Annotated in this window: 28 protein-coding genes; 8 read left to right on the top strand and 20 right to left on the bottom strand. The window is 68.0% G+C overall.

Annotated elements, in window-relative coordinates:
• Positions 1-17: 17 nt before the first annotated feature.
• From dusB to ABD770_RS14460, 4 genes are read left to right on the top strand one after another with little or no spacing between them, the layout of a single operon-like run.
• Positions 18-1,217, top strand: a complete 1,200-nt coding sequence (gene dusB, locus ABD770_RS14475; RefSeq protein ID WP_344820389.1) for a tRNA dihydrouridine synthase DusB — start codon at positions 18-20, stop codon at positions 1,215-1,217.
• On the top strand, positions 1,207-2,604 hold the full coding sequence (locus ABD770_RS14470) for a deoxyguanosinetriphosphate triphosphohydrolase (RefSeq protein ID WP_344820387.1): 1,398 nt from the start codon (positions 1,207-1,209) through the stop codon (positions 2,602-2,604). Before dusB ends, ABD770_RS14470 begins: the two co-directional genes overlap by 11 nt.
• Complete coding sequence (gene dnaG / locus ABD770_RS14465; protein WP_344820386.1) at positions 2,604-4,463, top strand: DNA primase; 1,860 nt, start codon at positions 2,604-2,606, stop codon at positions 4,461-4,463. The genes ABD770_RS14470 and dnaG overlap by 1 nt, the downstream gene beginning before the upstream one ends.
• A 35-nt stretch (positions 4,464-4,498) precedes the next feature.
• Entirely contained in the window at positions 4,499-5,260 is a 762-nt protein-coding gene (locus ABD770_RS14460) for an ATP-binding cassette domain-containing protein (RefSeq protein ID WP_344820385.1), read from the top strand.
• A 31-nt stretch (positions 5,261-5,291) separates the two neighbouring features.
• On the opposite strand, the gene ABD770_RS14455 is transcribed toward ABD770_RS14460, so the two are convergent.
• Genes ABD770_RS14455 through ABD770_RS14430 form a run of 6 tightly spaced genes read right to left on the bottom strand, consistent with a single transcriptional unit; the run spans position 5,292 to position 11,996 of the window.
• Complete coding sequence (locus tag ABD770_RS14455; protein ID WP_344820384.1) at positions 5,292-6,731, bottom strand: amidase family protein; 1,440 nt, start codon at positions 6,729-6,731, stop codon at positions 5,292-5,294.
• 13 nt (positions 6,732-6,744) lie between these two features.
• Positions 6,745-7,872: an ABC transporter ATP-binding protein gene (locus tag ABD770_RS14450; RefSeq protein ID WP_344820382.1), complete on the bottom strand. Its 1,128-nt coding sequence runs from the start codon at positions 7,870-7,872 to the stop codon at positions 6,745-6,747.
• Positions 7,873-7,887: 15 nt separating this feature from the next.
• On the bottom strand, positions 7,888-8,676 hold the full coding sequence (locus ABD770_RS14445; RefSeq protein WP_344820381.1) for an ABC transporter permease: 789 nt from the start codon (positions 8,674-8,676) through the stop codon (positions 7,888-7,890).
• Positions 8,669-9,526, bottom strand: coding sequence for an ABC transporter permease (locus ABD770_RS14440; protein WP_344820380.1), 858 nt, complete (start codon positions 9,524-9,526; stop codon positions 8,669-8,671). Before ABD770_RS14440 ends, ABD770_RS14445 begins: the two co-directional genes overlap by 8 nt.
• 39 nt (positions 9,527-9,565) lie before the next feature.
• The gene (locus ABD770_RS14435; RefSeq protein WP_344820379.1) at positions 9,566-10,645 is read right to left on the bottom strand and encodes an extracellular solute-binding protein; all 1,080 of its coding nucleotides are present in this window, start codon (positions 10,643-10,645) and stop codon (positions 9,566-9,568) included.
• Between the two features lie 52 nt (positions 10,646-10,697).
• A complete protein-coding gene (locus tag ABD770_RS14430) occupies positions 10,698-11,996 on the bottom strand; it encodes a dihydroorotase (protein WP_344820378.1) in 1,299 nt (432 codons plus the stop codon).
• A 165-nt stretch (positions 11,997-12,161) separates the two neighbouring features.
• Here ABD770_RS14430 and ABD770_RS14425 point away from each other — a divergent pair, with 165 nt between their 5' ends.
• The 4 genes from ABD770_RS14425 (at position 12,162) to ABD770_RS14410 (ending at position 14,547) form a co-directional block, all read left to right on the top strand.
• Complete coding sequence (locus tag ABD770_RS14425; RefSeq protein WP_344820377.1) at positions 12,162-13,133, top strand: LysR family transcriptional regulator; 972 nt, start codon at positions 12,162-12,164, stop codon at positions 13,131-13,133.
• Between the two features lie 154 nt (positions 13,134-13,287).
• Entirely contained in the window at positions 13,288-13,440 is a 153-nt protein-coding gene (locus ABD770_RS14420) for a hypothetical protein (protein WP_344820376.1), read from the top strand.
• 28 nt (positions 13,441-13,468) lie between these two features.
• A complete protein-coding gene (locus ABD770_RS14415; RefSeq protein WP_344820374.1) occupies positions 13,469-14,284 on the top strand; it encodes a tyrosine-type recombinase/integrase in 816 nt (271 codons plus the stop codon).
• Positions 14,281-14,547 carry a hypothetical protein gene (locus ABD770_RS14410; protein ID WP_344820373.1) on the top strand — a complete coding sequence of 89 codons (267 nt, stop codon included), beginning with the start codon at positions 14,281-14,283 and terminating at the stop codon, positions 14,545-14,547. Before ABD770_RS14415 ends, ABD770_RS14410 begins: the two co-directional genes overlap by 4 nt.
• 1 nt (position 14,548) lies before the next feature.
• Here the strand turns inward: ABD770_RS14410 and ABD770_RS14405 are convergent, their stop codons facing one another.
• The 14 genes from ABD770_RS14405 to ABD770_RS14340 are packed head-to-tail and all read right to left on the bottom strand — an operon-like array spanning position 14,549 to position 24,358.
• Positions 14,549-14,860, bottom strand: a complete 312-nt coding sequence (locus tag ABD770_RS14405; RefSeq protein WP_344820372.1) for a hypothetical protein — start codon at positions 14,858-14,860, stop codon at positions 14,549-14,551.
• Positions 14,861-14,870: 10 nt separating this feature from the next.
• Positions 14,871-15,038, bottom strand: a complete 168-nt coding sequence (locus tag ABD770_RS14400) for a hypothetical protein (protein ID WP_344820371.1) — start codon at positions 15,036-15,038, stop codon at positions 14,871-14,873.
• Positions 15,035-15,646, bottom strand: coding sequence for a M15 family metallopeptidase (locus ABD770_RS14395; RefSeq protein WP_344820370.1), 612 nt, complete (start codon positions 15,644-15,646; stop codon positions 15,035-15,037). Before ABD770_RS14395 ends, ABD770_RS14400 begins: the two co-directional genes overlap by 4 nt.
• Complete coding sequence (locus ABD770_RS14390) at positions 15,633-16,433, bottom strand: hypothetical protein (RefSeq protein WP_344820369.1); 801 nt, start codon at positions 16,431-16,433, stop codon at positions 15,633-15,635. The genes ABD770_RS14395 and ABD770_RS14390 overlap by 14 nt, the downstream gene beginning before the upstream one ends.
• A 10-nt stretch (positions 16,434-16,443) precedes the next feature.
• Positions 16,444-16,947: a hypothetical protein gene (locus tag ABD770_RS14385; protein ID WP_344820368.1), complete on the bottom strand. Its 504-nt coding sequence runs from the start codon at positions 16,945-16,947 to the stop codon at positions 16,444-16,446.
• The gene (locus ABD770_RS14380; protein ID WP_344820367.1) at positions 16,944-18,116 is read right to left on the bottom strand and encodes a hypothetical protein; all 1,173 of its coding nucleotides are present in this window, start codon (positions 18,114-18,116) and stop codon (positions 16,944-16,946) included. Before ABD770_RS14380 ends, ABD770_RS14385 begins: the two co-directional genes overlap by 4 nt.
• A 53-nt stretch (positions 18,117-18,169) precedes the next feature.
• Positions 18,170-18,532, bottom strand: a complete 363-nt coding sequence (locus ABD770_RS14375) for a hypothetical protein (protein WP_344820366.1) — start codon at positions 18,530-18,532, stop codon at positions 18,170-18,172.
• Positions 18,529-19,947 carry a coiled-coil domain-containing protein gene (locus ABD770_RS14370; RefSeq protein ID WP_344820365.1) on the bottom strand — a complete coding sequence of 473 codons (1,419 nt, stop codon included), beginning with the start codon at positions 19,945-19,947 and terminating at the stop codon, positions 18,529-18,531. Before ABD770_RS14370 ends, ABD770_RS14375 begins: the two co-directional genes overlap by 4 nt.
• Positions 19,934-20,413: a hypothetical protein gene (locus tag ABD770_RS14365; RefSeq protein WP_344820364.1), complete on the bottom strand. Its 480-nt coding sequence runs from the start codon at positions 20,411-20,413 to the stop codon at positions 19,934-19,936. The genes ABD770_RS14370 and ABD770_RS14365 overlap by 14 nt, the downstream gene beginning before the upstream one ends.
• 15 nt (positions 20,414-20,428) lie before the next feature.
• The gene (locus tag ABD770_RS14360) at positions 20,429-20,851 is read right to left on the bottom strand and encodes a hypothetical protein (protein WP_344820363.1); all 423 of its coding nucleotides are present in this window, start codon (positions 20,849-20,851) and stop codon (positions 20,429-20,431) included.
• Between the two features lie 5 nt (positions 20,852-20,856).
• Positions 20,857-21,240: a hypothetical protein gene (locus ABD770_RS14355; RefSeq protein ID WP_344820362.1), complete on the bottom strand. Its 384-nt coding sequence runs from the start codon at positions 21,238-21,240 to the stop codon at positions 20,857-20,859.
• Positions 21,230-21,589, bottom strand: coding sequence for a hypothetical protein (locus ABD770_RS14350; RefSeq protein ID WP_344820361.1), 360 nt, complete (start codon positions 21,587-21,589; stop codon positions 21,230-21,232). The genes ABD770_RS14355 and ABD770_RS14350 overlap by 11 nt, the downstream gene beginning before the upstream one ends.
• Positions 21,590-21,608: 19 nt before the next feature.
• Positions 21,609-23,288, bottom strand: a complete 1,680-nt coding sequence (locus tag ABD770_RS14345; RefSeq protein WP_344820359.1) for a hypothetical protein — start codon at positions 23,286-23,288, stop codon at positions 21,609-21,611.
• Positions 23,289-23,290: 2 nt separating this feature from the next.
• Positions 23,291-24,358 (bottom strand): hypothetical protein, encoded by a 1,068-nt coding sequence (locus tag ABD770_RS14340; protein ID WP_344820358.1) that lies wholly within the window; start codon positions 24,356-24,358, stop codon positions 23,291-23,293.
• Positions 24,359-24,376 lie beyond the last annotated feature (18 nt).

Below are 24,376 nucleotides of genomic sequence, written 5' to 3'. Positions count from 1 at the left end.
GGGAGAATGGAGAGGATATGACTCTCGCGACCGACCTCCCACCCCGCACGGCGGCGGCTTCCGCGTTGCGGATCGGGCCCATCGATCTCGACGTGCCCGTCGTTCTCGCGCCCATGGCGGGCATCACCAACGCCGCCTTCCGTCGGCTGTGTCGCGAGTACGGGGCGGGGCTCTACGTCAGTGAGATGATCACCTCGCGCGCGCTCGTCGAGCGCAATGCGATCACGATGCGGCTGATCCAGCATCACGAGAGCGAGGAGATCAGGTCCGTCCAGCTGTACGGCGTCGACCCGGCGACCATCGCGGAGGCCGTGCGCATCATCGTCGCGGAGGACCGCGCCGACCACATCGACCTGAACTTCGGATGCCCTGTGCCCAAGGTCACCCGCAAGGGCGGCGGAGCGGCGCTGCCGTGGAAGACCTCCCTGTTCGCCGACATCGTGAGCCGAGCAGTGCGCGCCGCGGGCGATCTGCCGCTGACCGTCAAGATGCGCAAGGGGATCGACCGCGACCACCTCACCTTCCTCGACGCGGCCCGCGCCGCCGAGGACGCCGGTGCCGCCGCCGTCGCCCTGCATGCCCGTACGGCATCGGAGTACTACTCGGGGCATGCCGACTGGGATGCGATCGGCGAACTCAAACAGGCCGTCACCAGCATCCCCGTGCTCGGCAACGGAGACATCTGGAGCGCCGAGGACGCGCGGCGCATGATGGCGCAGACCGGCTGCGACGGCGTCGTGGTGGGGCGCGGATGCCTGGGACGGCCGTGGCTGTTCGGAGAGCTGTCTCAGGCGCTGCGTCCCGCGGACGCATCGACGGCGGCGGGGGACGGCCACTTCGAGAAGGTCGACGCGACCCTGCAGTTCGTCGCCCGCGCGTTCCGCCGGCACGCCGAGCTGCTCGTCGAGTTCTTCGAGGATGAGGACCGCGGCTGCAAGGACGTGCGCAAGCACGTCGCCTGGTACTTCAAGGGGTACCCCGTCGGCGGCGAACTGCGCGGAGCACTGGCCAGGGCATCCACCCTGCAGGAGATCGACGACCTGCTGGGCACGCTCGGCGACGCGCCGTACCCGGGCGCCGGCGCCGAGGGGCAGCGCGGCCGGGCAGGCTCCCCGAAACGCACGGCGCTGCCCGAGGGGTGGTTGCAGTCGAGGGAGATCGACCAGGGCATCAGTGTCATGATGCGTGGAGCGGAGATCGAGAACAGTGGCGGCTGACCTCACGGGGGCGGGACCCTCCGAGCGGGGCGACGCGGGGTACGACGCGCACGACGCCGAGCGCTTCTACGCGGAGACGCATCGGTCGGAGCGCAACGACTTCTCCCGCGACAGGGCTCGGGTGCTGCACTCCGCGGCACTGCGCAGGCTCGCCGCGAAGACCCAGGTGCTCAGCCCCGCGAGCACCGCCGATTTCGCACGCAACAGACTCACACACTCCCTCGAGGTGGCCCAGGTCGGCCGCGAGCTGGCCGCCGCACTCGGCGTCTCCGCCGACGTGGTCGACACGGCGTGTCTGAGCCATGACCTCGGGCATCCGCCGTTCGGTCACAACGGCGAGCGCGCGCTCAACGACTGGGCCGCGGACATCGGAGGCTTCGAGGGCAACGCGCAGTCGCTGCGCATCCTGACCCGGTTGGAGACCAAGGTCCTCGATGACCAGGAACACTCGGTCGGGCTGAACCTCACGCGGGCCAGTCTGGACGCCTCCTGCAAGTACCCCTGGACGGTCGACAGCCCGCTGCCGGATCCCGGCGGCCGGCTCAAGTTCGGCGTGTACCCCGATGACGAGCCGGTGTTCCGCTGGATGCGCGACGGTGCGCCGGACAGGCTGCGCTGCATCGAGGCGGAGATCATGGACCTCTCCGATGACATCGGCTACTCGGTGCACGACTTCGAGGACGCCATCCTCAACGGCTACCTCGACGTCGCGCGTCTCGCCGATCCCGCCGAGCACGATGCGCTCATCGACCGCATCCGTCAGTGGGTCGGCCTCGACTACACGGGGGAGGAGCTCGAGGAGGCCCTGAGCCGTCTCACCCGGCAGCCCATGTGGCTGGACGCGTTCGACCGCTCGCGGCATGACCTCGCCCGGTTGAAGAACCTCACCAGCGACCTCATCGGGCGCTTCGCCCGGGCATCCGTCGCCGCCACCCGCGACGCGTACCCCGGCGCGAGTCTCGCGCGATACAACGGGCACGTCGTGGTGCCGCGCGAGGTCGAGACGGAGATCGCGGTCCTCAAGGGCATCATGGGGCAGGCCATCGTCACGATCGAGGCGCGCAAGGGCGTGTACAAGGAGCAGCGTCGCGTGCTCGAACGCCTGGCGGACTCGCTGTGGTCCACGGACGCGCTGTGGTCGGCCGGCGCGGACGTGCTGGAGCCGGCGTTCGCCGCCGACTTCCTCGCCGCGGAGACGGACGCCGCCCGCGCCCGTGTCGTCGTCGACCAGGTGGCCAGCCTCACCGACCAGACCGCCGTCGACTGGCACAATCGCCTCGTGGGGGAGATCGATCCCGCCGAGGTCGGCATCTGGACGCCGCGGCACGCCCGCGGCGGCGCGCATCGGCGCGCTGCCGCCCGGGCGACGGTCGGAGAGGCGTCCTGATGGCGCGTATCCTGCAGTCCGACGTCGAAGAGGTCAAGTCCCGCACCAACATCGCCGACATCGTCGGTGAACGGGTCGCGCTGAGATCCGCGGGAATCGGCTCGCTCAAGGGGCTGTGCCCGTTCCACGACGAGAAGAGCCCGAGCTTCCATGTGCGGCCGCAGGTCGGCTTCTACCACTGTTTCGGATGCGGTGCATCCGGCGACGTGTACACCTTCCTCCGTGAGATGGATCATGTCAGCTTCAGCGAGGCCGTGGAGCGGCTGGCCGGCCGCATCGGCTACTCCTTGCACTATGAGGACGGCGGAGCGGCCCCGGAGACCAGCGGACGCAGCCGGCTGTACGCCGCCAACACGGCCGCAGCCGAGTACTTCCGCAGTCAGCTGCTGAGCCCGGAGGCGGAGAGCGCCCGCCGGTTCCTCGGCGAGCGCGGCTTCGACGCAGGGGCCGCCGCGCACTTCGGCGTCGGCTATGCGCCGCGGGGCTGGGAGAACATGCTGACGGCGCTCACCGCGCAGGGCTTCACGCGCGAGGAGCTCAGCACGGCCGGCCTGGTCTCGGCCGGGCAGCGGGGCGTGTACGACAGGTTCCGCGGCAGGGTGGTGTGGCCCATCCGCGACGTCACCGGGCAGACCATCGGATTCGGCGCGCGTCGGCTGTACGACGACGACAAGGGCCCGAAGTACCTCAACACGCCCGAGACGCCGCTGTACCGCAAGACGCAGGTGCTCTACGGTCTCGATCTCGCCAAGCGCGACATCTCGCGCGGTGATCCCCGGCGCGTGGTCGTGGTGGAGGGGTACACGGACGTCATGGCCTGCCATCTCGCGGGCGTCACCACGGCCATCGCGACCTGCGGCACCGCGTTCGCCGCGGAGCACATCAAGGTGCTCAGGCGCGTGATGGGGGACGACTCCGCGGCAGGGGAGGTGGTGTTCACGTTCGACGGCGATGAGGCCGGCCAGAAGGCGGCGCTGCGCGCTTTCTCGGAGGACTCCCGCTTCACCGCGCAGACCTTCGTCGCCGTCGCGCCGGACGGGCTGGACCCCTGCGATCTGCGTCTGCAACGCGGTGATGCCGCGGTGCGCGGACTCATGGACGCCAAGGTGCCCATGTTCGAGTTCGCCATCGACAGGAAGCTCGCGGGCTACGACCTGTCCACGGTGGAGGGTCAGGTCGGAGCGCTGCGCGCCGCAGCCCCCATCGTGGCGGTGATCCGCGACGAGCTGCTGCGACCCGGGTACGAGAGGGTGCTGGCGCGCCGGCTCGGCATGGACCCCACCGACGTGCACCAGGAGGTGCGGCGTGCGGCGCGCGGGGCGTCGGCTGCGGCCCGTGAGCCGCAGCGGATCGTCCCCGCAGCACCGGAGCCGGATTCCCCCGGGCTCACGCGGGTGCGCCTCGCGGATCTCCCGCGAACCGTGGACGTCGCCATCGAGCGCGACGCACTCACGGGCATCCTCCAGTACGGTCATCTGATCGACCAGGAGCTGCTGGCCAGGGCCGTGTCGGAGCAGTTCCGGCATCCGGGGCTGGATGCCGTGCGCCAGTCCGTCGCATCCGCGCAGGACCGGACGCGTGTGGGCTGGGCGGCCGGCGCGGTGGACGCGGTGCGCGAGCCGTACCGCTCACTGGCGGGCGAGCTGCTGATGATGCCCTTCCCCGCGAAGGATGAGGAACGGGCACTGGTGTCGGCGACGGACCTGTGCCGACGTCTGATCGTGCGCAGCATCGACAGGGAGAAGAACGAGCTGCTGGGTGCCGTGCAGCGCGTGCCCGCCGATTCCGACGGCGGCCGTGCGCTGCGCGTGCGGCTGCGTGATCTGGACCAGGAGCGGATGCGGTTCGTCGAGTCGTGATCGCGGGACGCCGCCGGACAGGGCAGGATGGAGTCATGTCTGCCGACGCCGCCATCGACTGCTCGGATCTGGTCATCGACCGGATCGGCCACGGTGGAGTCACGCGCGCCGTCGACGGAGTGACCTTCACCCTGCACCCCGGCGAGCTGATGTGCGTGGGAGGGGCCACGGGCGCGGGGAAGTCGACACTCGTGTCTGCACTGGCCGGTGTCGGCGACGTCTCGGTGAAGGTCGCCGGGGGACGCGCTCAGGTGTGCGGCGTGAACATTCGCAGACCCGGACGCCGGCGTCGCATGCTCACCGCGCTCAGCGGCTACATCGCTCAGCGCGCCGGGGCGGACCTGCCGCCCCGGCTGACCGTGTCCGAGGTGATCTCCGAGCCCGTCACCTCGCGGGAGAGGAAGGTCAACAGCAGGGCGCTCGCGCTGCGGGTCGCCGCGCTGCTGGACGAGCTCCACCTGCCGTTGGGCGCGGCCGGGAAGTTCCCGTACGAGCTCAGCGCGGGCATGCGCCAGCGGGTGGCGATCGCCCGGGCGTTCATGCTCGAGCCGCGCGTGCTCATCGCCGATGAGCCGCTCGCGAACCTCGACCTGGAGGTGCGCCCGGTGGTGTTCGATGCGATCACCCGACGCCGTACCGAACGGTCGATGTCGGCACTGCTGGTCACCAATGACGCGGCGTTCATCCGCGAACTCGAGGCCGAGGCGCTGATCCTGCGCGGCGGCCACGTGGTGGCGCGCGGTGTCGGCCGGAACCTCGTGTGGTCGCCGAACTCCGAGGCGGACGCTGCGCGCTGAGCGGACTGCGGGACAGGAGCAGGCATCCTGCTCAGTTCGGCGCCCCTGACCACGTCGCCAGCGCAGGAGGAGGAGTGTAAGCGCAGATCTCGCGCTCCCAGTGCTGGGCGAATGCCAGACTCACGTGGTCCTGGTCATGGGGCGCGACGATCTGGATGCCGCACGGCATCCCGGAGCCGGTCGTCCCGGCGGGGACGATCGTGCTCGGCAGATACGCTGCGCCGGAGAACATCGCCCAGTACAGCCGCTCCTCGCGCATGACGGGGTTTCCCTCCGCATCCGTGCGTCTGGCGTCGAAACGTTCCGGACTGTGGTCGTGTCGTCCCGCCGCTGAATTCGCCGCTGGGCACAGCAGGACGTCGTAGTCATCGAAGAACGACGCCCAGCGTCGCCGGTTCTGCGTCCGGGACTCGTCCAGTTCGCGCCATGCCGCGGCCGACAGGGTCGTCCCCTTCGCAAGGAAGGCCTGCCGGTCGCGGTGGCCCTCATCGAAGCGTCGCGCCAGAGGGCGGAGGGAGGCTATGTCCTCCGGATCCATCGCGGAGCTCGTCGCAGCCCTGAGCAAGAGCAGCGAGTCCTCGTACGCCTGGTCGGCATCGAAGTCAGGGCCGGCTTCGCGGACGTGCACCCCGCGTCGTGCGAGGTCGTCGACCGCAGACTGCAGCTGGTCGACGAGTTCTGGATCCTGCTGTGCATAGGTGCTGCGGAACATGAACGCCACTCTGAACTGCGAGAGGTCGCGCTCCTCCCGCATCGGGTCGCGGCCGGTCAGCACGCTCATGCCCGCCACAAGATCATCGGCAGTCCTCGCCAACGGACCGGCGACGAGCATGTCTACCTCCGCCGGCTTGCCCGGTGGCGCGTGCCCTTGCATCGGGACGGCACCGTACGTGGGCTTGTGAGCGAAGACGCCGCAGAAGTGCGCGGGATTGCGGAGCGAACCTGCGACGTCGCTTCCCAGCTCCATCGCCGCCATACCGGTCGCGACGGCGACGGCAGAGCCTCCGGACGAGCCTCCCGGCACCCGCTCGATGTCCCAGGGGTTCGACGTCGTGCCGTAGATGTCGTTGAAAGCCTGTGAATCGGAGAGATTCTCGGGGACGTTCGTCTTGCCGTAGAGGTTCGCACCGGCCGCGAGCAGCCGGTCGACCAGGATCGCATTCCGTGCGGGATAGTTGTCCGCATACTTCACGTTCCCGAAGGTCGAGGCGGTCCCATACCAGTCGAATGACTCCTTCACGGTGATGGGCACCCCGTGGAGGGCGCCGATGTCCGCGGATTCGCGCAGGGCCCGGTCAGCGGCCTCCGCGCGCCTTCGCGCTTGCTCCCACTGAGTGACGACAACGGCGTTCACATGATGGTTGACCTGCTGATACCGCTCGCTGACGGCCTCGAGCAGTTCGACGGCTGTCAACTCGCCGCGTCGAATCATCCGGGCCTGCTCGATCGCGGGAAGGAGCGTGATGTCCATGCGAGGTGCCCTTCTACGCCAGAACGACCCGTTGATCTGCCGCAAGCCACCACGTCCAGACATCCTGTCCGGGATGGCACTTCTCGGCATCATGGGTGTCCAGACGCGCGAGTCCCGCTACGCCGTCGGGCAGGTCGAGCCGGACTCGGAAGTGGTCCCCCACGAACACCACGTCGCGGACGCGTGCGCGCACCCGGTTGGCGGCGTCAGGAACGTCGGACTCCTCGACAGCGATGTTCATCCGCTCTGGACGGACGATGAGGATCCTCTCAGCCTCGTTCGGCGTGCCCTCCGCGCTGCCCTGGCTCGCGAAACGGTGGCCGGCCCAGGTGTAGAGCCCGCGTGACCAGGTGCCCCCGGCGAAGGTGTTCACTTCGCCGAGGAACTCGGCGGCGAAGTAGGTGATCGGGTTGTCGTAGAGATCCTTCGGCGTGCCGACCTGCTCGATCCGGCCCTCACGGAAGAGCGTGATCCTGTCGGAGAGCGTGAGCGCCTCTTCCTGATCATGTGTGACGAAGACGAAGGTCGAACCGATATTGCGATGGATCTGCTGGATCTCGACCTGAAGACTCGCGCGAAGCTTCCTGTCGAGGGCACCGAGTGGTTCATCGAGCAACAGGGCGGCTGGTCTGAAGACGATGGCGCGTGCCAAGGCGACCCTCTGCTGCTGACCTCCGGAGAGCTGATCCGGCAGATCCCGGTTGCGTCCCGTGAGGTTGACCAGATCGAGGACCTCGCCGATCCGGCGCTCGATCTCCTTCTTGGCGACCCGTCGCTCACGCAACGGGTACGCGATGTTCTGCTCAACGGTCAGGTGCGGGAACAACGCGTAATGCTGGAAGACGACGCCCAGGTTACGACGATGAGGCGGCACTGAGCTCACATCCGAGTCATTCAGGAGGATCTGGCCCCTGTCCATCTCCTCGAATCCCGCGATCATGTTCAGCGTGGTCGTCTTCCCTGAACCGCTCGGTCCGAGAAGCGTCATGAACTCTCCGGGACGGATATCGAGGGAGATGTCGTCCACGGCGGCGACCCCACCGTAGAACTTGGCGAGCTGACGGAGTTCGATCGACGCGCCGTTGCTCGCGCTGTCGTCGAGGACGGCACCGGCTCGGGGCGGCTTTGCAGGATTCAACATGGAGCTCTCGTGTCCTTATTTGGTTTGCTTGCGCTGGACGAAGACCAGCTGCGCCGTCAGGATGACGGCGGTGACCAGTACGACCACGACGCTGGCCGCAGCGGAGATCGTGGGGTCGATCTGCAGGGTGACGCTGTTGAACATGCGCACCGGGAGCGTCTCTGTTCCGGGGGAGCGGATGAACAGGGATACGACGACTTCATCGAAGGAGGTCACGAAGGCGAACACCATTCCGGCGAGCACGCCGGGCAGCACGAGTGGGAAGGTGACCCTTCGGAACGTCCTCATCGGAGTGGACCCGAGGCTCGCCGCCGCATTTCCCAGGATGGGGTCCAGGCTCTTGAGGCTCGTGTTCACAGAGACGTAGACGAACGGAATGGCCAGCATCGCATGGGCGAGCACGTAACCGAGCAGCGTGCCGGTGAGGTTCCAATAGAGGAACGAGATGTACACCGACACGGCCAGCACGATGGTCGGGGCGACCATCGGCGCCAGGACGAGCGACTCGATCAGCCCGCTCCCGCGGAACTTGCCGTAGTGCAGCCCCAATGCGACCAGGGTGCCGCAGACACCGGCGACCACCATGACGATGAACCCTATCAGCAGCGACCGGCTTATCGAATCGAGCCACGCGGGGTCTGTGAGCAGTTCCTCGTACCAGCGCAATGACCATCCGCGAGGTGGGAACCGAAACGTCGTGCCGGAACTGAAACTCATCGGGATGACGATGAGGGTCGGTGCGACCAGCAGCAGCGCGACCACGCCGACGACGACTTTCAAGAAAGGTGACAGCCCGTTACGCACTGATCCCGTCCTTTCTGCTCAGCGCGGAACCCAGAGCCGATGTGGAGCCGCCGAACCGGCTGATCCCCGCGACGAGCAGGAGCGTGACGACGAGCACGAACAGACCCAGCGCGCCCGCACCACCGAAGTCGAGCTGCTCCATGGTCCGTACGCTCAGCAGTTGTGCGATCAGCGACTCCTGCGGGGATCCGATGATGGCCGGCGTCACATAGAATCCCAGGCTCACGGAGAAGACGAGCAGGAAGCCGGAGACGATTCCGCGTCGAGACAGCGGCCAGTAGACCTTCCAGAATGCTCTCGTGTGCGACGATCCGAGGCTCACAGCGGCAGAGACGAGCCTGCGGTCTATGCCTTGCATCACGCTGAAGAGGGGGAGGACCATGAACGGCAGCAGAACCTGCGACATGGCGATCACGACACCTGCTGTCGTCCCGAAGAGCACGACGTCCTCTCTGCCGACTGCGGCGAACAGGCGTTGCAGCGGCCCGCCGTTCTGCAGGAGCACCAGCCAAGCGAAGTTCCGCGCCATCATGCTGGTCCAGAACGGCACGAGCACGAGGGTGAACATGATCGCGCGCGTACGGGGGGACACCAGTGTCAACGCGTACGCGTAGGGATACCCCAGGACCAGTGTCACGAGGGTCACGAGCAGTGCGACCCAGCCCGTTCGCAGGATCACCGTGAGGCTGACGCCGTCGAACAGCAGCGTGACGTAGTTCCCCAGACCCGGTTCGGGCTCGGTGATGCTCCGCCAGGCGACACCGGCCAGGGGCAGGACGAAGGCCACCGCGAAGATGACAGCGGCGGGGAGCAGCATGATCCCCGCACTCAGGCGGCGTTCAGTTCTCACTGGATTGCTCCTGTGCATCGAATCGCGGTGGCCATCGGATCATCCTGCGAGCCAGGTGTTGAACCGGTCGGTCATCTCGGAGTAGTTCTGACTCCACCACGTCGCATCCATCGCCACGCGCGAGCCCGTGTTCGCCGGTCCGAAGACATCCAGCATCGACTGCAGTTCGGTGTACTCCGGCACAGCCTCCAGGTTCGACGGTGCCGTGGTGGACAGCTCCGCGAACTCAGCGGCGGGCTCCACGGAGGTCGCGAACTCGATGAAGCGCATCGCCTCCTCCTTGTTGGGCGAGCCCTTCGGCACGACCAGGACGGCGTAGTTGGTCACCGTCGTATCCCAGACCGGGGCGAAGTTCGCACCCTCCTCGATGGCCGCCGCCGCCCGTCCCGTCACGATGAGGGCCATGTCGACCTGACCATCGACGATCAGCTGGAGCAGGGCCCCGTTGTTGGCCGCGAAGATCGTGTCGTCGCGGACACCCTCCCAGGTCTCCAACGCTCTGTCGACATCGAGCGGGTAGAGGTCATCGGGCGCCACTCCGCTGGCGAGCAGCGCCGTCTCCAGCATGCCATCGCGCGGAGAACTCGTCAGTGCTCGCTTCCCGGGGAACTTCTCGAGGTCGAAGAAGTCGGCCGTGCGGGTGGGGGGTGCGTCTCCGTAGGTGTCGATGTTGTACAGGAACAGCAGCCCGAACCGTTCCGCCGGCATGCCGCACTCACCGATCGTCTCCTCCTCGAACTGCGACCGGTCGATGTTCAGGTCCAGTTCTTCGAGATAGACGCCGCAGAACTCGGTGGCGAAGTACGGAGATATGTCGGCCACATCCCAGGTCGGCTTGCCGGCTTCGACCATCGCTTGGATCTGGGCCGGGTCCGAGGGGGAGGTGTTGATGAAGTCGACGTTGTCGTGCAACTCCATGTACGGCTCCTCCCACGCAATGATCTGCTGGTCCTGTAGCGGACCGCCATACGAAGCGAAAGTGAGGGTTGTACGGTCGCCTTGTTCTGTGTTCTTCTCGCCGAAGAGCCCAGCGCACCCGGTCAGTGCCAGCAGCGGGACGAGGATCAGCGCTGATCCCTTGATGTTTCTTGACACGATCTTCCTTCTCTCTATGGACATCTCTTCCCGCGCGGGCCGCGAGGGGTGTGTTCGGTCGCACCGTTCGTCACGGTCATGCCGGGACGTCGCGCGCGACGAACGCCTGTTCTCCGAAGCCGGGTTCGCCCACCACCGTACCTTCGGCGAAGACCGTCTTACCGCGGACGAGTGTGCGCACGGGAAGGCCGGTGAAGGTCATGTCGGCGTACGGCGAGTAGCCGATCTTGCTCAGCACCTCGGAATTGGAGATCGTCCTCTGCGCGGTCTGGTCGACGAGGACGAGGTCTGCGTCGAAGCCGACGGCGATCGAGCCCTTCCTGGTCATGTTGAACACTCGTGCCGGGGCGGTTGAGCAGAGCTCGACAGCCCTCTCGAGCGAGATCTTGCCGTGGTGAACCGCATCCAGCATCATGCGCAGATAGAACTGGGCGGAGGGTGTTCCCGTCTGGGCCTCCCAGCCGTCCCGCCATCCCACTTCCTTCTCCTCGGCGGTGTGGGGCGCATGGTCTGTCGAGATCAGGTCGATGGTGCCGTCCGCGAGCCCCTCCCACAGTGCGGCCTGGTTCGATTCAGGTACCCAATAGGACAACGCATACGAACCCAATCGTTCGATGTTCGCCCAGTCATGGCCGAGGAAGAGGGCCCAGGGGTTCACCTCTGCACTGACCTTCTGGCCACGGGCCTTGGCGGCACGGATCAGCTCGACGCTGCCGGCGGTCTGAACGTGCAGCAGATGCAACTGCACTCCGGTCGCCTGCTGAAGCCGGAGGAGCAGCGCGATCGCGGTCTCCCAGATCACACCGTCGTGAGCGGCGTAGGCGCGTGCGTAGGCGAGCGCGTCGCGTTCTCCACGAGCCCACATGGCCGTCTCGATCTGGTGCATGAGGGATTGATCGTGAGGATGCACCATCAGCGGCACTCCCGCTCGGCTGCACGCCTCCATCGTCGCCAGCAGCTGCCCGTGATCGTGCACCCCGATTCCGGGCATGTGAGGATAATCCCTGCCCGTGTCGGTGACCATGAAGACCTTGACCGCGGCGATGCCCTTCTGGGCGAGCTTGGGGATCTCCTCGACGATCGTCCCCGCGGGATTGATGTTCCAATCGACGACTGCCGACCGCTCGTACAGGCGCATCATGTCGTCCAGGATCCGGACTGTGTTCGGCGGCGGGGACACGTTCGGCATGGCCAGTGTCGTGGTCACGCCCCCTGCGGCGCAGGCTCGAGTGGCGCTGAGAATGTCCTCCTTGTGCGTGAACCCGGGTTCGCGGTGATGGCTGTGGACATCGACGAGCCCCGGAAGGACCGTGAGCCCTGAGGCATCGATCACCTCATCTGCGGGCCAAGGCTCGCCGGGAGCGAGAAGCCCCACGATTCGACTGTCGCGAATGGCGATGTCGGCAGGTGCAGCTCCCCCGGGGGTCACTACTTTTCCTCCTGCGATCAGTGTTGTCAGTGGCACGCCCGCACCTCTTCCTTCGTTCGGCGTCGCGGTAGTGCTTCCCACCATGATGCATGGATTGCTATAACTAAAGGGATGAGTGATCCGTATTTGACATTGGCTGATCTCAGTTTGAGGGATGTGCAGGCCTTCATCGCAGTGGCGAGCACGGGGAGCTTCCGCTCCGCCGCGGGACAGCTGTTCACCTCGCAACCGGCGATCTCGCGCTCGGTGGCACGCCTCGAGGCGGACCTGGGGGTGCGACTTCTCGAAAGAGGCCCACGAGGAGCGACGGTCACACCGGCCGGAGAGGCGGCGCTGCACAGGGCTCGCGTGCTGGCCTCCGAAGTCGTCGCACTGCGGACGGAGGCACGGAACGGATCGCGGGCCACGATCCGTCTGGGAGCGGCAGCGACGGCCGCCGGTTCGTACCTGGCGCCGTTCCTGGCTCGGTGGATACCGAGCAACACGACGGTTCGGCTGCAGGTCATCGAGAACGGCTCCGCTCGTCTTCGCCATCAGCTGATCGCCGGAGAATGCGACATCGCCATCGTCGCGCCCCCGATCCCGCCGCAGTTCCATTCCCTTCCCATCGCTCGAGTGGGGATCAGGGCGTACTTCCCGGAGGGCCATGAGCTGGACGTCGACGACGGTCCCGTCTCGATCACGGACTTGGCGAAGTTCGATCTGCTCGTCAACGATCCGTCGTTCCTTTCGACACAGGAGCTGACGGCGAGTTTCGAGGCGGCTGGTCTCCACCCGCAGGTGGTCTATGAGTCCAGCAACGCGCATACGCTCGCCGCGCTCGCCGAGGCGGGTGTCGGGGTCGCCGTCTTCGCGTCTACCGTCGATGTCCGAGGCATACCGCTCGCGTCGCGCGCGATCAGGGATCGTGCATGGAACTCGCTCGGCTTCAGCTTGCGGGTCGCCTGGTCGGCGGGCCCGAGGACGCCGTCCTACATCCGAGAATTCGGCAGATTGATCTCGGAGTTCTCCCAGCAGGCGGCGGAAGGCACTGCTCCGCCTCGTGGCCAGGACTCGAATCGCGGATCGGGTGACGATACCTGATCGGGCAGCAGGATGGATGGGAGACGAAGAGACCCCGCCGTGAGGCGGGGTCTCTTCGAGGATCGCTCCCCGGCTTGGACTCGAACCAAGAACCTGCCGGTTTCAAGCCCATCGTGTCATTGAGCGCCCGCCGCGCGGCGAAGGGATCGGCAGCGTGACCGGCCGCTACGTCGTCGTCGATGAGCACGACGCCCCGGTGGTCGCGTTCGATGTGGCCTTCGACGCGGTGATGTGCCGCCGGACCAACGAGCCGGCCGTCGACGCGTGGGGCATCCTCGACACCGCAACAGGCGACGTGCACCGCTGACTTCTGCTGATGCTGGAGAGTGAGACCGATGCAGAACGATGTGATTCTGTCCCTCTTCGAGCAGTGGCTGACCGCGAGCTATCGCGCCAGCGGCACGGTCAAGTTGCGGATGCGGTACGTCCGGAAACTCGCGCGGCGGGTGCAGCTGACCCTCGCAACCGAGGATCACATCGAGCAGGCACTCGCCGAGACGCGCGAGCTATCGGCCGAGACGCGGCATTCGATCCTCGCGTCGTGGCGGCTGTTCTATCGGTGGGCGGTCGCCCGCAGGTACGTGCTCGTCAGTCCGACGCTGCTGATCGAGCAGATACCCGTCGCGGCGAGGATGCCGCGCGTCGTGCCGGATGCTGTCATCCAGCGCAGCATCCTGAACGCCACGCCGCGTGATCGGGCGCTCGTGCTGCTCGGCCGGTACGCCTGCCTGCGGCTGACCGAGATCGCCACGTTGCACATGCGGGACCGCCGCGGCGAGGTGCTGCTGATCCGCGGGAAGGGCGACAAGGAACGCTACGTCTACGTGAACGACCCGCTAGCGCTCGCGCTCGACGTGCTCGAGGAACGCCTCCCGCGCGGCCACTACTTCCCGGGCGAGACTGACGGACACCTGCACCCGCAGTCCGTCCACAAGATCATCAAGCGCGTCACCGGGTGGAATCCGCACGCGCTTCGCCACGCCGGCGCGACGGCCGCGTACCGGGGGACCGGTGACCTGCGCGCGGTGCAGGAGATGCTCGGGCACGCATCGCTGTCGACGACGCAGCGCTACCTTCACCTTGACGATGACGCCCGGCGGCGCGTCGCGGCCGCGACCGTGATCCAGCCGGGGAGTATGCTCGCGGCATGAGCACCGAAGAATCAGCCCGTCCGCAACGAGAGAACACGGGCTCGACCGGTGCAGAAGCTGTCGCATGGTGGATCGCCGGTATCGGGGCCGGCATCTTCGTGATCGCGATATTCGTGTTCTTCTCGGAGTCCTCGGACGTCTGGGGGGACACGAGCGGACCGCTAGCGTGGATGGTCATCGGCGCGACAATCGCTGGGATTGGCTTCGTCCCGGCGATCATCCTTACCGGCGTCCGGCAGCTGCTGCCCGCCGGACGCCGGTAGTTCAGCGCTGCGCGCCGGGCCGGTAGATGACGCCGACGCCGCCTCCGATGAGGCCCATGACGCCGGTGGCGACTCCGGTCGTGGCGACCACCTGCGGGGCGATGCCGGGTGTCCAGATGCCGGCGAGCCCGGATGCCAACAGCGAGGCCGCGGCGACGGCCAGGGTTGCCCAGTAGACGGCGTCGCGGACGCGCTTCGGGACATTGGGCCGGTAGGGCTCGCCGTCGAGCAGCGCGACGGGCGGGGTGTCGTCGGCGATCGCACCGGCGGCGATGAGTGCGGCGCGGCGGTCTGCACGGGTGGTGTCGGTCATGGTGTCTCTCCTATAGCTTGGTGGCGACGAGGATGATGAGGGTCGCGGCCGCGATGAGCGCAGAGGCGATGGAGGGCCACGAGGGGCGGATCGCGGCCTTAATCTCCTTGACGTCGCGCTCGACGGCGATGAGTCGCTCGTCGATGCGGGCGACGGCGGTGGCAGTGTCGTCGGTCATGCGTCGGCGTGCACGGTCTCGATGGTGAGCGCGGTGGGTGCGCACCGGGCGGATGCCGCGAGGACGGCGTCGAACAGACTCTTAGTTACCTCGATGGTGTCGCCGGTGTCGAGGCCGCGCGCGAACCTGTTCGCGTACGTCGCCCCGGACTCGGTCCACGGGACCGCCCAGGCGGTGCCGGGCACGAACAGCGCACGGCCTCCGACCGTCTTGGAGTCCTTCATCCAGTGCATCTGACGGACATCGTCCATGGTCTTTCCTTTCGGGAGGGGTGGCATCGTCGAGTCCTGACGACGCCGGTCGTTGGTCGGGACGTATTTGAAGTGCCACGGCTCGAAGTCGAACGGCCGATACCAGCCGTGCTCTGCCAGCACACCGACGATGCGCTCGTCGGTGTCGATCGCGATTCCGGTCTCGTGGGTCGAGGTTCCCGGGTAGGCGGCGCGCGGTGAGCCGTACTTGCGCCACGCTTCCCACTGCTCGGCGTTGGTGCGCCCGGCGTCCGTGATCTGGAGAGGGTGTCCGATGCGGGCGTCGACGCGGCGGATGCTCGCGGCCGCATCGGCGCGGAGCCATCCCCTGCCGTGGCCGAGGTCACTGGTCTGCATGCTGGGCCTCCAGGGTGCTGATGCGCTGGGCGAGGAGGTCGAGCCCGGTGGCGAGGATGTCGTTGTCGGCCTCCAGGGCGCGCACGCGGGCGTGGAGCTCGCCGGTGGCGGCCATGAGGTAGCTGATCATGTCGAACGAGTCGGGCCGGCCCTGGTCGTCGTAGACGACGAAGTTGGCGGTGCGGGGGTCGTCGTCGAGGTCTTCGGCTATGGGACCGTACCGGGTGACGTGCTCGGGGTCGTCGGTGAGGGTGTAGGACGTGATCGGGGCGGCGTCGAGCACGCCGGGCAGGTCCGGGTCCCGGTCGATGTCGGACTTGTACCGCTCGGACGACGCGCCCCGGGACACGCGCCCGTCGCCGTTGATATAGGCGACCGTGTACGACGAGCTCGCGGACGTCGAGTTGGGCAGGTAGAGGTTGCCGGTGACGGTGCCGCCGGAGACGGGGAGCGCGGCGACGTCGACGTATTGCTTGGTGGCGAGGTCGGTGGGCTCGACCGGATGCGAGGCGGTCAGGCGCGTGTTTTCCTTGTAGCGGACGATCGCGCCGGCGCGGATCTCGCCAGGGTCGGCGACCTCCGAGGCGGCGACGGCGCCGAGCGCTGCGCGGGCGGTGGCCGGGGTGGTCGCCCCGGTGCCGCCCTTCGCGACCGGGACCACGTCGCTCGTGCGCTCGGCGATCAGGTCGCGGGTCCGGTTGATCTCGGTGTCGAGGGTGCGGGCCTCGGTGGTCGCCCCGTCGACGATGGGCATGCCGGCCGCGACCGCGGCGTCTCCGATTGCCATGGTGTCTCCCTTATGCGAGTGGGTAGGTGGTGATGAGGGACAGCTCGTCGCCGGTGGCGATGGTGGTGCCGGGGCTGATAGCGCCGATGTAGATCCCGGCCTCGGCGACGTACCCGGTCACCAGCGGGCCGGTGTCCGCGGCCGCCGCCGGGTACCACATGCCCGGTGCCGGCGCCCACCCGGTCGAGAATGTTGCGCAGAGCGCGTTGGGGATGTTCCCGGACGCGCCGCCGCTTATCGCCGCGCCGGTGCGCTGCACCCGCACACGCGCCCATGCGACGCCGTTCTTCTTGCGGGCGCTCTGGGAGATGATGCTCCACCCGGACGCGGCAGTGAGAGCGGTGCCGGATATGTCGCCGAGCTCGTTGGAGTCCTCCAGCACGGCCAGGCGTGCACGGTCGGCGCCGACCGCGTCGGACACGGACCCCATGCCCATGTTCAGTAGGGCGCTGAAATCGTCGCGCTCGTCGGACTCGTCGTAGACGAGGATGCCGTTCTCGTCGAGGGTGCTCATTGCTCCTCCAAGGTGGGGTGCTGGTCGGCGATCATGCCGACGAGGTCGTTGATCATCACGCCGGGCGGGTACAGGTCGATCGCGCCGTCGGCGGCGTCGGCGACACCGGTGGTCGTGATTGTCATCGTCGCCGCGGCGAGGTCCCACTCGACGGCCTCGATGCGGCCGAGCTGGGTCGGGGTGGCCGGGAACGCGGCCGTGAAGGCGGCACCGGGGCGCATCGCGTAGTCGGTGACCTGGTCGACGTCGAACGATCTGCCGCGGCCGATCAGACGCTGCAGCCAGTAGCGGGCCGCGCCCGGCCCCGGGTACGGGGTCGACCGGTCGATGCGCTTGACGACGCGGGCGGTCTCCCCGGACGAGGCGATGTCGAACCGGGTGCGCCGGTCGCCGGTGTCCGGGTCGGTCCAGTCGTAGCGGACCACGACCGCGTCGGCGGTCTGCACGGTGTCGACGTCGACGTGCTCGACGACTCGTGTGGCACGGTCGAGGACGACCGTCTCGGGGCGTGTCTCGTCCCGGCGGGTGAGGGTCCACCGGCGGCGGGGATCGCACCGCACGACCAGGCCGGCGGCCTCGGCGACACCGCGCATGTAGTCCCACGCGGACACTCCCGGCTGCCAGATGATCGCCGCCGGTTCGGCGATCGGCGCGTCGACCGGGCCCGGCAGCAGCGCCGCACCGATCTTGCGGAGCGCGAAGTTCACCGTGTCACGCACGCTGAGGCTCCCCGACGTTTCGGGGGTGGTGGACAGCAGACGGTACATCACCGCGGTCGCCTCGTCCGTGTACGCGGTCAGCTGCACCGTCGCGGCCAGATGATCCACCTGCCGCGCCACGAGCGCGAGGTTCAACCGGGCGGCCGAGCCGTGCACAGTCTCGGTGTTCCAGGGGGTGAAGTAGGCGGCGGTCACGTCCGCGACCCGGCCGGCGAACGCGGCCGTCAGCGCGGCCATGCTCCCGCCATGATCCGCGGTGATCTCCGACACACGCACCGGGTCACCGACCGACTCCCGCACGTCCAGCACCAGCCGCACACCACCGCTGCGAGGGTTGAGGCGCTCGAGGTCGGCCTCGGACGCCGGACGCGGCACCGTCACCGTCGCCGTCCCGTACGGGTAGGTAGCCTCGGACAGGCGCACCCGGCCCTCGGTCGGGAAGATCGACATCGCGGCACCGCCCGAGATGACCGACGCCGAGACAGCGTGCGCACTATGCCGGGTCACGGGTCGACCTCCGTCGCCTCCACCGTCACGACCCAGATATCCCGGGTGTCCTCGTCCAGGGCGACCGTGACGACGGCGCCCTCGGCGAGCACGTACCGGCCGTTCACGAGCGCCCGCTCGTCGGAGACGAGATCCAGGTACGGGGCGGTGCGGTGCAGGTCCGCGCACCCGGCAGCATCCGCCTCGTCGGGGAAGATCAGCGTGAGCGTGAACGTGCGCGGGGCGGCGGGTCGATGCGTGACCTCGACACCACCGGCCAGCAGCTGGTGCACGACCGTGCGCGATTCCCGCTGCTGCTCCCACCCGTCGACCTGCACCGGGGCGAACGTCGACGCACCATAGCTGACCGTCGTGCTCATACGTCGCCTCCCAGCGGGGACACGTCCCAGTGACCGTGCAGAGTGAAGCTCTTGCCGTCGTTGTTGGTGATGAATTGGTTGATCTGGTTCTGTGCGTCGCGCAGCGCGGTCTTCACGATGAGGTTGATCTGCGAGCCGTCCAACTGCTCGACCACCTTGTCGGTGTCCTCCTTGAACTTGGACACGTCAGAGGACGCCTGCCCGGTCTCCGCGTCGATCACGATCTCCTGGCCGTCCGGCAGGGTCACCAGCACGTTGCCGAAGTCGTCGACGGCCCGGGTTGCGCTCGAGGCGCTGTCGATGGTGGACAGCAGGTACTCGGAGACTGCCCGGCTGGCGTCGGCGGCTTTCTCCCGGTTCTCGGCGTTGATGTCGCCGTACTCGCGCCACCGGTCGTTGATCTGCCGTAGCTCGCTCAGCTCGCGGGCGTTGTCTGCCTGCTTCGCGCCTCGGGCCTTCAGCTCGGCCTCGCTGGTGACCTTCACCTTCTCGGCCTGGTCGTCGTACAGCTGGCCGGTGCGATCGATCACCATGTTGAGCGCATCCTGATCTCCGGCGGCCGCGCGCAGCAGTGTCTGCCGGTCGAGGTCGAGACGCTTCGCGTCCTCCTGGATCCGCTTGTACTCGTCGGCACGCTCGGGGTTGAACTGGATATCGTTCATCTCGCCGATCACCGTCGCCAGGTCGATATAGTCACGACCACCCTCGACGGCGGCTTTCCACGCATCCGCGAAGTACTGGCGTAGCGCCTGCACTCGCTCGTTCTGCTTATCGAGCTCGGCGGTGATCGCGCCGAGACCGACAGCGCCGGCGGCGAGAGCGGCCGCGCCGGCAATCCCTGCGGGCCCGGACGAGGCGATGGTGGCAGCCAGACCACCGAGCGTGTCCTGTCCGACCTGGCCGAGGTCGGACAGGTCACCGCGGATGCTCGAGACTGCTTCGCCGAGGTTCTGCCCGACCTCCTGCGTGACCTCTTTCGCCGCGTCGCCCATGCCGCCGAATGCTTTGCGGCCGTGCACGTCGATGTCGTCGACGGATCGGCCGAGCTTCTCGGACTGCTGCTGCACGTCGCGCAGGTCGCCCTCGAGGTCGTTCAAGCTGCGGGACCCGTCACGGCCGGTGTCTTTGAACTCGTCGCCGACACGGCCGATCGCCCGCTCGGCGTCCTTCGCGTTGACACCGTAACCGCGCAGCGCGGCCTTGATCTCGTCGTCCGACTTGCCGGCTTTGCGGGCCGCGGCGACGAGCTTGGACGCGAACGAGTCGACCGTGTTGCCGGACTTGCGGGATTCGTCCGCGACACCACCGACCGCGTCCTCGAGGTCAGCGAACGCCATAGCGGCGTCGTTCGCGCCCTTCGCCGCGCCGGACGCGTTGACGCCGATGTCGATCTCGAACCGCTTACTTCCCGCCACGATCGATCGCTCCTTCCATGGCCTCGGCGACCGTCCGGTAGGCGGTCTGCGCGTACAGGGCCCACGCCCGCGGGATGAACTCGCGCACGGCCGGGTAGAACACCCGGCCGTCCTTGACGTAGTGCCAGAACTGCCGTTGCGTGCGGCGGGTCACCGACCCGCGGCGGGTGGTGTACGTGGCGTAGTCCTCCCGGTAGGCGCCGAAGTCCGTCTCGCGGGGGAACCTGCCGTTCTTCCCGGCGATGAGCTTCGCGCCCCGGTCGGACACGTACACGGTCGACGGGGTCACCAGCCGGTCGTGAAAGATCCGCTCACCGGGTGCCTTCTCGGCCAGCAGCTTCCGCCACTCGGGGACGATCACGGCTTTGGTCTGCGCGCGGGTCTGCTTCGCGAGCTCGCGCGGGATGGTGGCCATGACTTGCACGAGCGCCGTCAACGTCGCGCTGCGGCGCACGTCGATCTGCATGACCACCACCCCCGCTCAGACGGCCGGGACGGGACGAGGCTTGCCGACCACGCCGAGGGTCACGGTCGACGTGGCGACGGTGTTGACCTGCCCGCCGATCGACCCGGGAGCGATGAACACGTCGACCTCCCATCCGAGCCCGCCGGCCTTCGGCTCGAACAGCATCGTGACCTGCTTGCCCTCGTTGTCGTACAGGTACCGGGACAGGCTGCTCGCGGTCTCCCAGTCCTGCGCGTAGTCCAGCTGCGCACCCCAGGTCGTCGCGGTCGGGAACGTGAACGACGCATCAGGGCTGAGCCCGTTCCAGTTCACGGTGCCGCTGGACGGGGTGAACGTCACTCCCGATACATGCTTCTCGTAGTCCGCCGAGGCTTCCTCGAGCGAGATCGTCAGCTTGCAGTCCCGGAGGACGATCGGCTTGACATCGATGGTGGCCATGATGGTTACTCCTGTTCGGGGTTGGTGGTGATGACGGTGATGGACAGCCGCCAGCCGAAGTAGGCGTCCCAGAACACGGTCTTCGTGGCGGTGATCTCGTAGAACGTGTGCGAGGTCAACGCCGCCTCGTACAGGGCGGCGACCTGCTCATCGGCGTCGGCTTCGCCCTTGCGCACGTCGGTCTTGTTCGTCGCGATGCACACGTCCACGGACGCGGCGATCTTCGACGGCACCTCAGCCAGCGGCCGGAACGCCGTGTACTCGAGCCACAGCAGCGGCCGCGACAGGGTGTGCATCGACGAGGGGATGCCCTCGTCGACCTTCCACCGGGCCGGCAGGTGCGGTGCCAGCTGGTCGAGGACGTACCCGCGGACGGTCTCAGAGGGCATGAGGCTTCCGATCGACGGGGCGGATGATCTGCCGGATCGTCTTGTCCAGCGGCCGCGGCGTGAACGTGTACTGCCCGTCCACGCCGACCTCGCCGCCGGTGGATACCCGGCCGGCGTTCCATAGGTTCTTCGCCTGCTGCAGCTGCGCGAGGACGTACCGCGACGGCGGGTCGGGGACCGGCTGCCCGTCCTCGACGGGTGCCGGTGCGGGAGCGTAGGTGATGACCTGTTCGCGGGCGGCGTCGAGGATCATGCCGCACACCTCGAGGTTCTCGATTGGTGCGTCATCCCACGCGTCCAGCAGGCGTGCCTGCGCGTCCGCGTCGTCCACGGTGTACCAGGTGGTCATCGCCTACGCTCCCCGCTGCTCACGCCTCGTCGTCGTCGGCGGTGCCGATAAGCACCAGCGCCTCGGGACGCTTCACGAACGTCTGGAGGTAGCCGTGCACGGCCTTGTCGATGCCGCCTCGGGCGAGGTCGAGGGCGTCGACTTCGAGCAGGCCACCGGCGGGGCGGTCAAAGTCGATCGCGTAGGACGCGCCGACCAGGCAGGCGCCGGTGTCCTCGATGCCGACGTCGCCGTTGACGACCTGCACGTTGCCATCGACGGTGCCGGTGCCGCTGGTGGACAGGGCGATGTTCACGAACGCGGGCAGGTTCTGCTCACCGCCGGCGGCGTAGATCAGCTGCTCGTAGTCGACGTCGTTCGTGATCGCGAACGTCGGGGTGTCGCGGCGGCCGTCGCTCTTGCGCTTCTTGACGGCGAGGATGCCCTGGATCAGGTGCCCGAGCGCGGTCGGGTAGTTGTCCGGGTAGGCGGTGGTGGTCGGGGCGACAGGGTCGCCGGCGGTCGCGACCGCGTAGGCGAGGGCGGTGTCGTCCTGCCAGATCGAGTAGTCCTCCTGCTGGAGGCGCAGGAACGCGAGCACGAAGTCGAGTCCGCCGGGCAGGTCCCAGAACTCGCGACCGATGTCCTCACCCATCGCCCACCGGTCGAGGACGCTGCTGTGCTCGCTGACACGGCCCTTGTGCGACTTGATCGCGGTCTTGTTGCCGGACCAGGACCCGTCCATCGGGGCGTCGAGCGGGGCGGCGGAGGTACCGCGCAGCACCTTGTACCCCTTCTTCCCGCCGGCGGTGATCTCGTCGCCGGGGTTGAACAGGGTGATGTACTCCTGCACATAGGTGATGCCGGCGGCGATGTCGCCCATCCAGTTGGGCTGAATCGCGGCGCCCGCGTCCGAGGTCACGATGTCCTCGAGCGCGGCGAGGACCTCGACGGCCTTCTGGTCGTTGCGGTTGGCGCGCACGGCTGCGATCGCTGCGGCGATCTCCATACCGGACGGCCCGCGCGAGGCGAGCACGGCGGCGCCGCCGGCGGGTGCGATGGTGCCGGGGACGGCCCCGGCCTGGACGGTTTCCTGCTCGGCCACGATGGGCTCCTCTTCTGGGTCGGCCGAGACCTCGGTCTCGGTGGATGTGGTGACGGTGGTGGTCTTGGTGCCGCCCTCGACTTCCTCGGTCGTGGACTCTGACTCGTACACCCGCTTGTACTTGCGGCCGTCATAGTCGGTGTACGTGTACTCGGACTCGCTCTTGTCGGAGGCGATCTCGCCCTCGGCGAGCTCGGCGAGCACGCGGGCGGACGGGAACGCCCCGGCGACGACCTTCGCGGCCGCGGCGAGGATCCCGTTGCGGGCGACACGGTTCGCGTCGATGTCGGTCTTGAACTCGGCCGACAGGGCGGGGCGGGTGGTGTCGGCGAGGGCGGCGTCACCGGCCGGGGTCTTCGCGATCGTGAACGTGGCCATGATTCCCTGCGCGGTTTCCCACAGGCGGGTCGCCCGCCCGACCGGCTGGTAGCGGTCGTGGTCGATGTTCAGGCTGACCACGGACGGGTCGGCCGGTAGGGCGATCGATCCGGCCTGGACGGTGACCCGGCCAGCGTTGGTGTGCCCTTCCTCGCCGTACGGGATCAGCAGCCCGGTCATGGATCGGTCGTCGAGGTTCGCGAGAATCTCGCCGCCCTGGATGGTGATGTCGTGCATGGTCAGTCCTCGCTTGTCTGCTGCTCGGGTGGTGTCGGCACGGTCAGGAATCGGCTGGTGTCGACGCGGATGGACTCGCCCGGCGCGCACACGTCGTCGAGCGAGAGCCGGGCGGCGATCGCCGCGGCGTACTTGCGGATGCCGAAGTCCCAGACCTCGTTGCGCTGCGCGCCGTTCTGCACGCCCGTGTACCGCATCTCGGTGCCGCCGCCGGACCCGCCCTGCCGGACGCCCTCGAGCATCGACGCGGGCAGGCCGGCATGGTTGGCGAGGTCGAGGCGGTTCGCGTTGCGGCCGGTCTCGAACAGGTCGGTGGGAATCGCGCCGGACACGTCGACCTCGACGTAGGTCGGCTTCATCGCCACGGCGCCGCCCGCGGCCGACCGCGCCTCGATCCACTTCTGCCGGAACAGTTCCCGCTCGTTCCAGTCCCACTCGTCCCACACGTCCTTGTCGACGGTGAGGACGGTCTGCGCGATCGGGTTGTCGATGCGGTCACGGTAGGCGTCGGCGATGGTGCGGGCAGCTTTGATGTCACCGAGCGCGTCGACGAGCATCCCGTTCTTGCCGTAGCCGAGACGGATCGGGACGACCCGCTGCCGGTATCGCGGGTCGATCTTCGCGTTGACCCGGATGCCGCCGTCCGGGTCGAGGCTCCACAGCGCCCGGGGAATGTGCAGCGCGTCGGCGGGCAGGCCGTCCGCGCCGAGCTCGAAGCCGATCGCCGCCCACCCGGACATGAACAGGTCCGAGCAGACCGCCCAGCGCAGATCGTACGGCGGGATCCCCGTCTTCGTGTTCGTCAGCCACTCCGGCTGATCGGCCTTGCGAGTGTCGCCCTGGTAGGTGAACCAGGGCATGTCCGCGATGACGGAGCAGATCACGTCGTGCGCCCGGTCGACCGCCGGCACCCGGAACGCGGTGTCCCGGGTGACGGCGTCCGGCGCGACAGGCAGCGCGTCGGCGACGAACAGCGAGTGGATGCTGTCCTGCGGCGAGTACCAGGACAGCAGCCCACCCGTCACCGCCTGCGCGGCCGGGCCGAGGAACAGATCACGAAGGAATCCCACGCCCCGAGACTCAACCCG

The organism is Microbacterium soli (assembly GCF_039539005.1).
GTDB classification, from domain to species: domain Bacteria; phylum Actinomycetota; class Actinomycetes; order Actinomycetales; family Microbacteriaceae; genus Microbacterium; species Microbacterium soli.
This window is presented reverse-complemented; position numbering and strand designations above follow the sequence as displayed.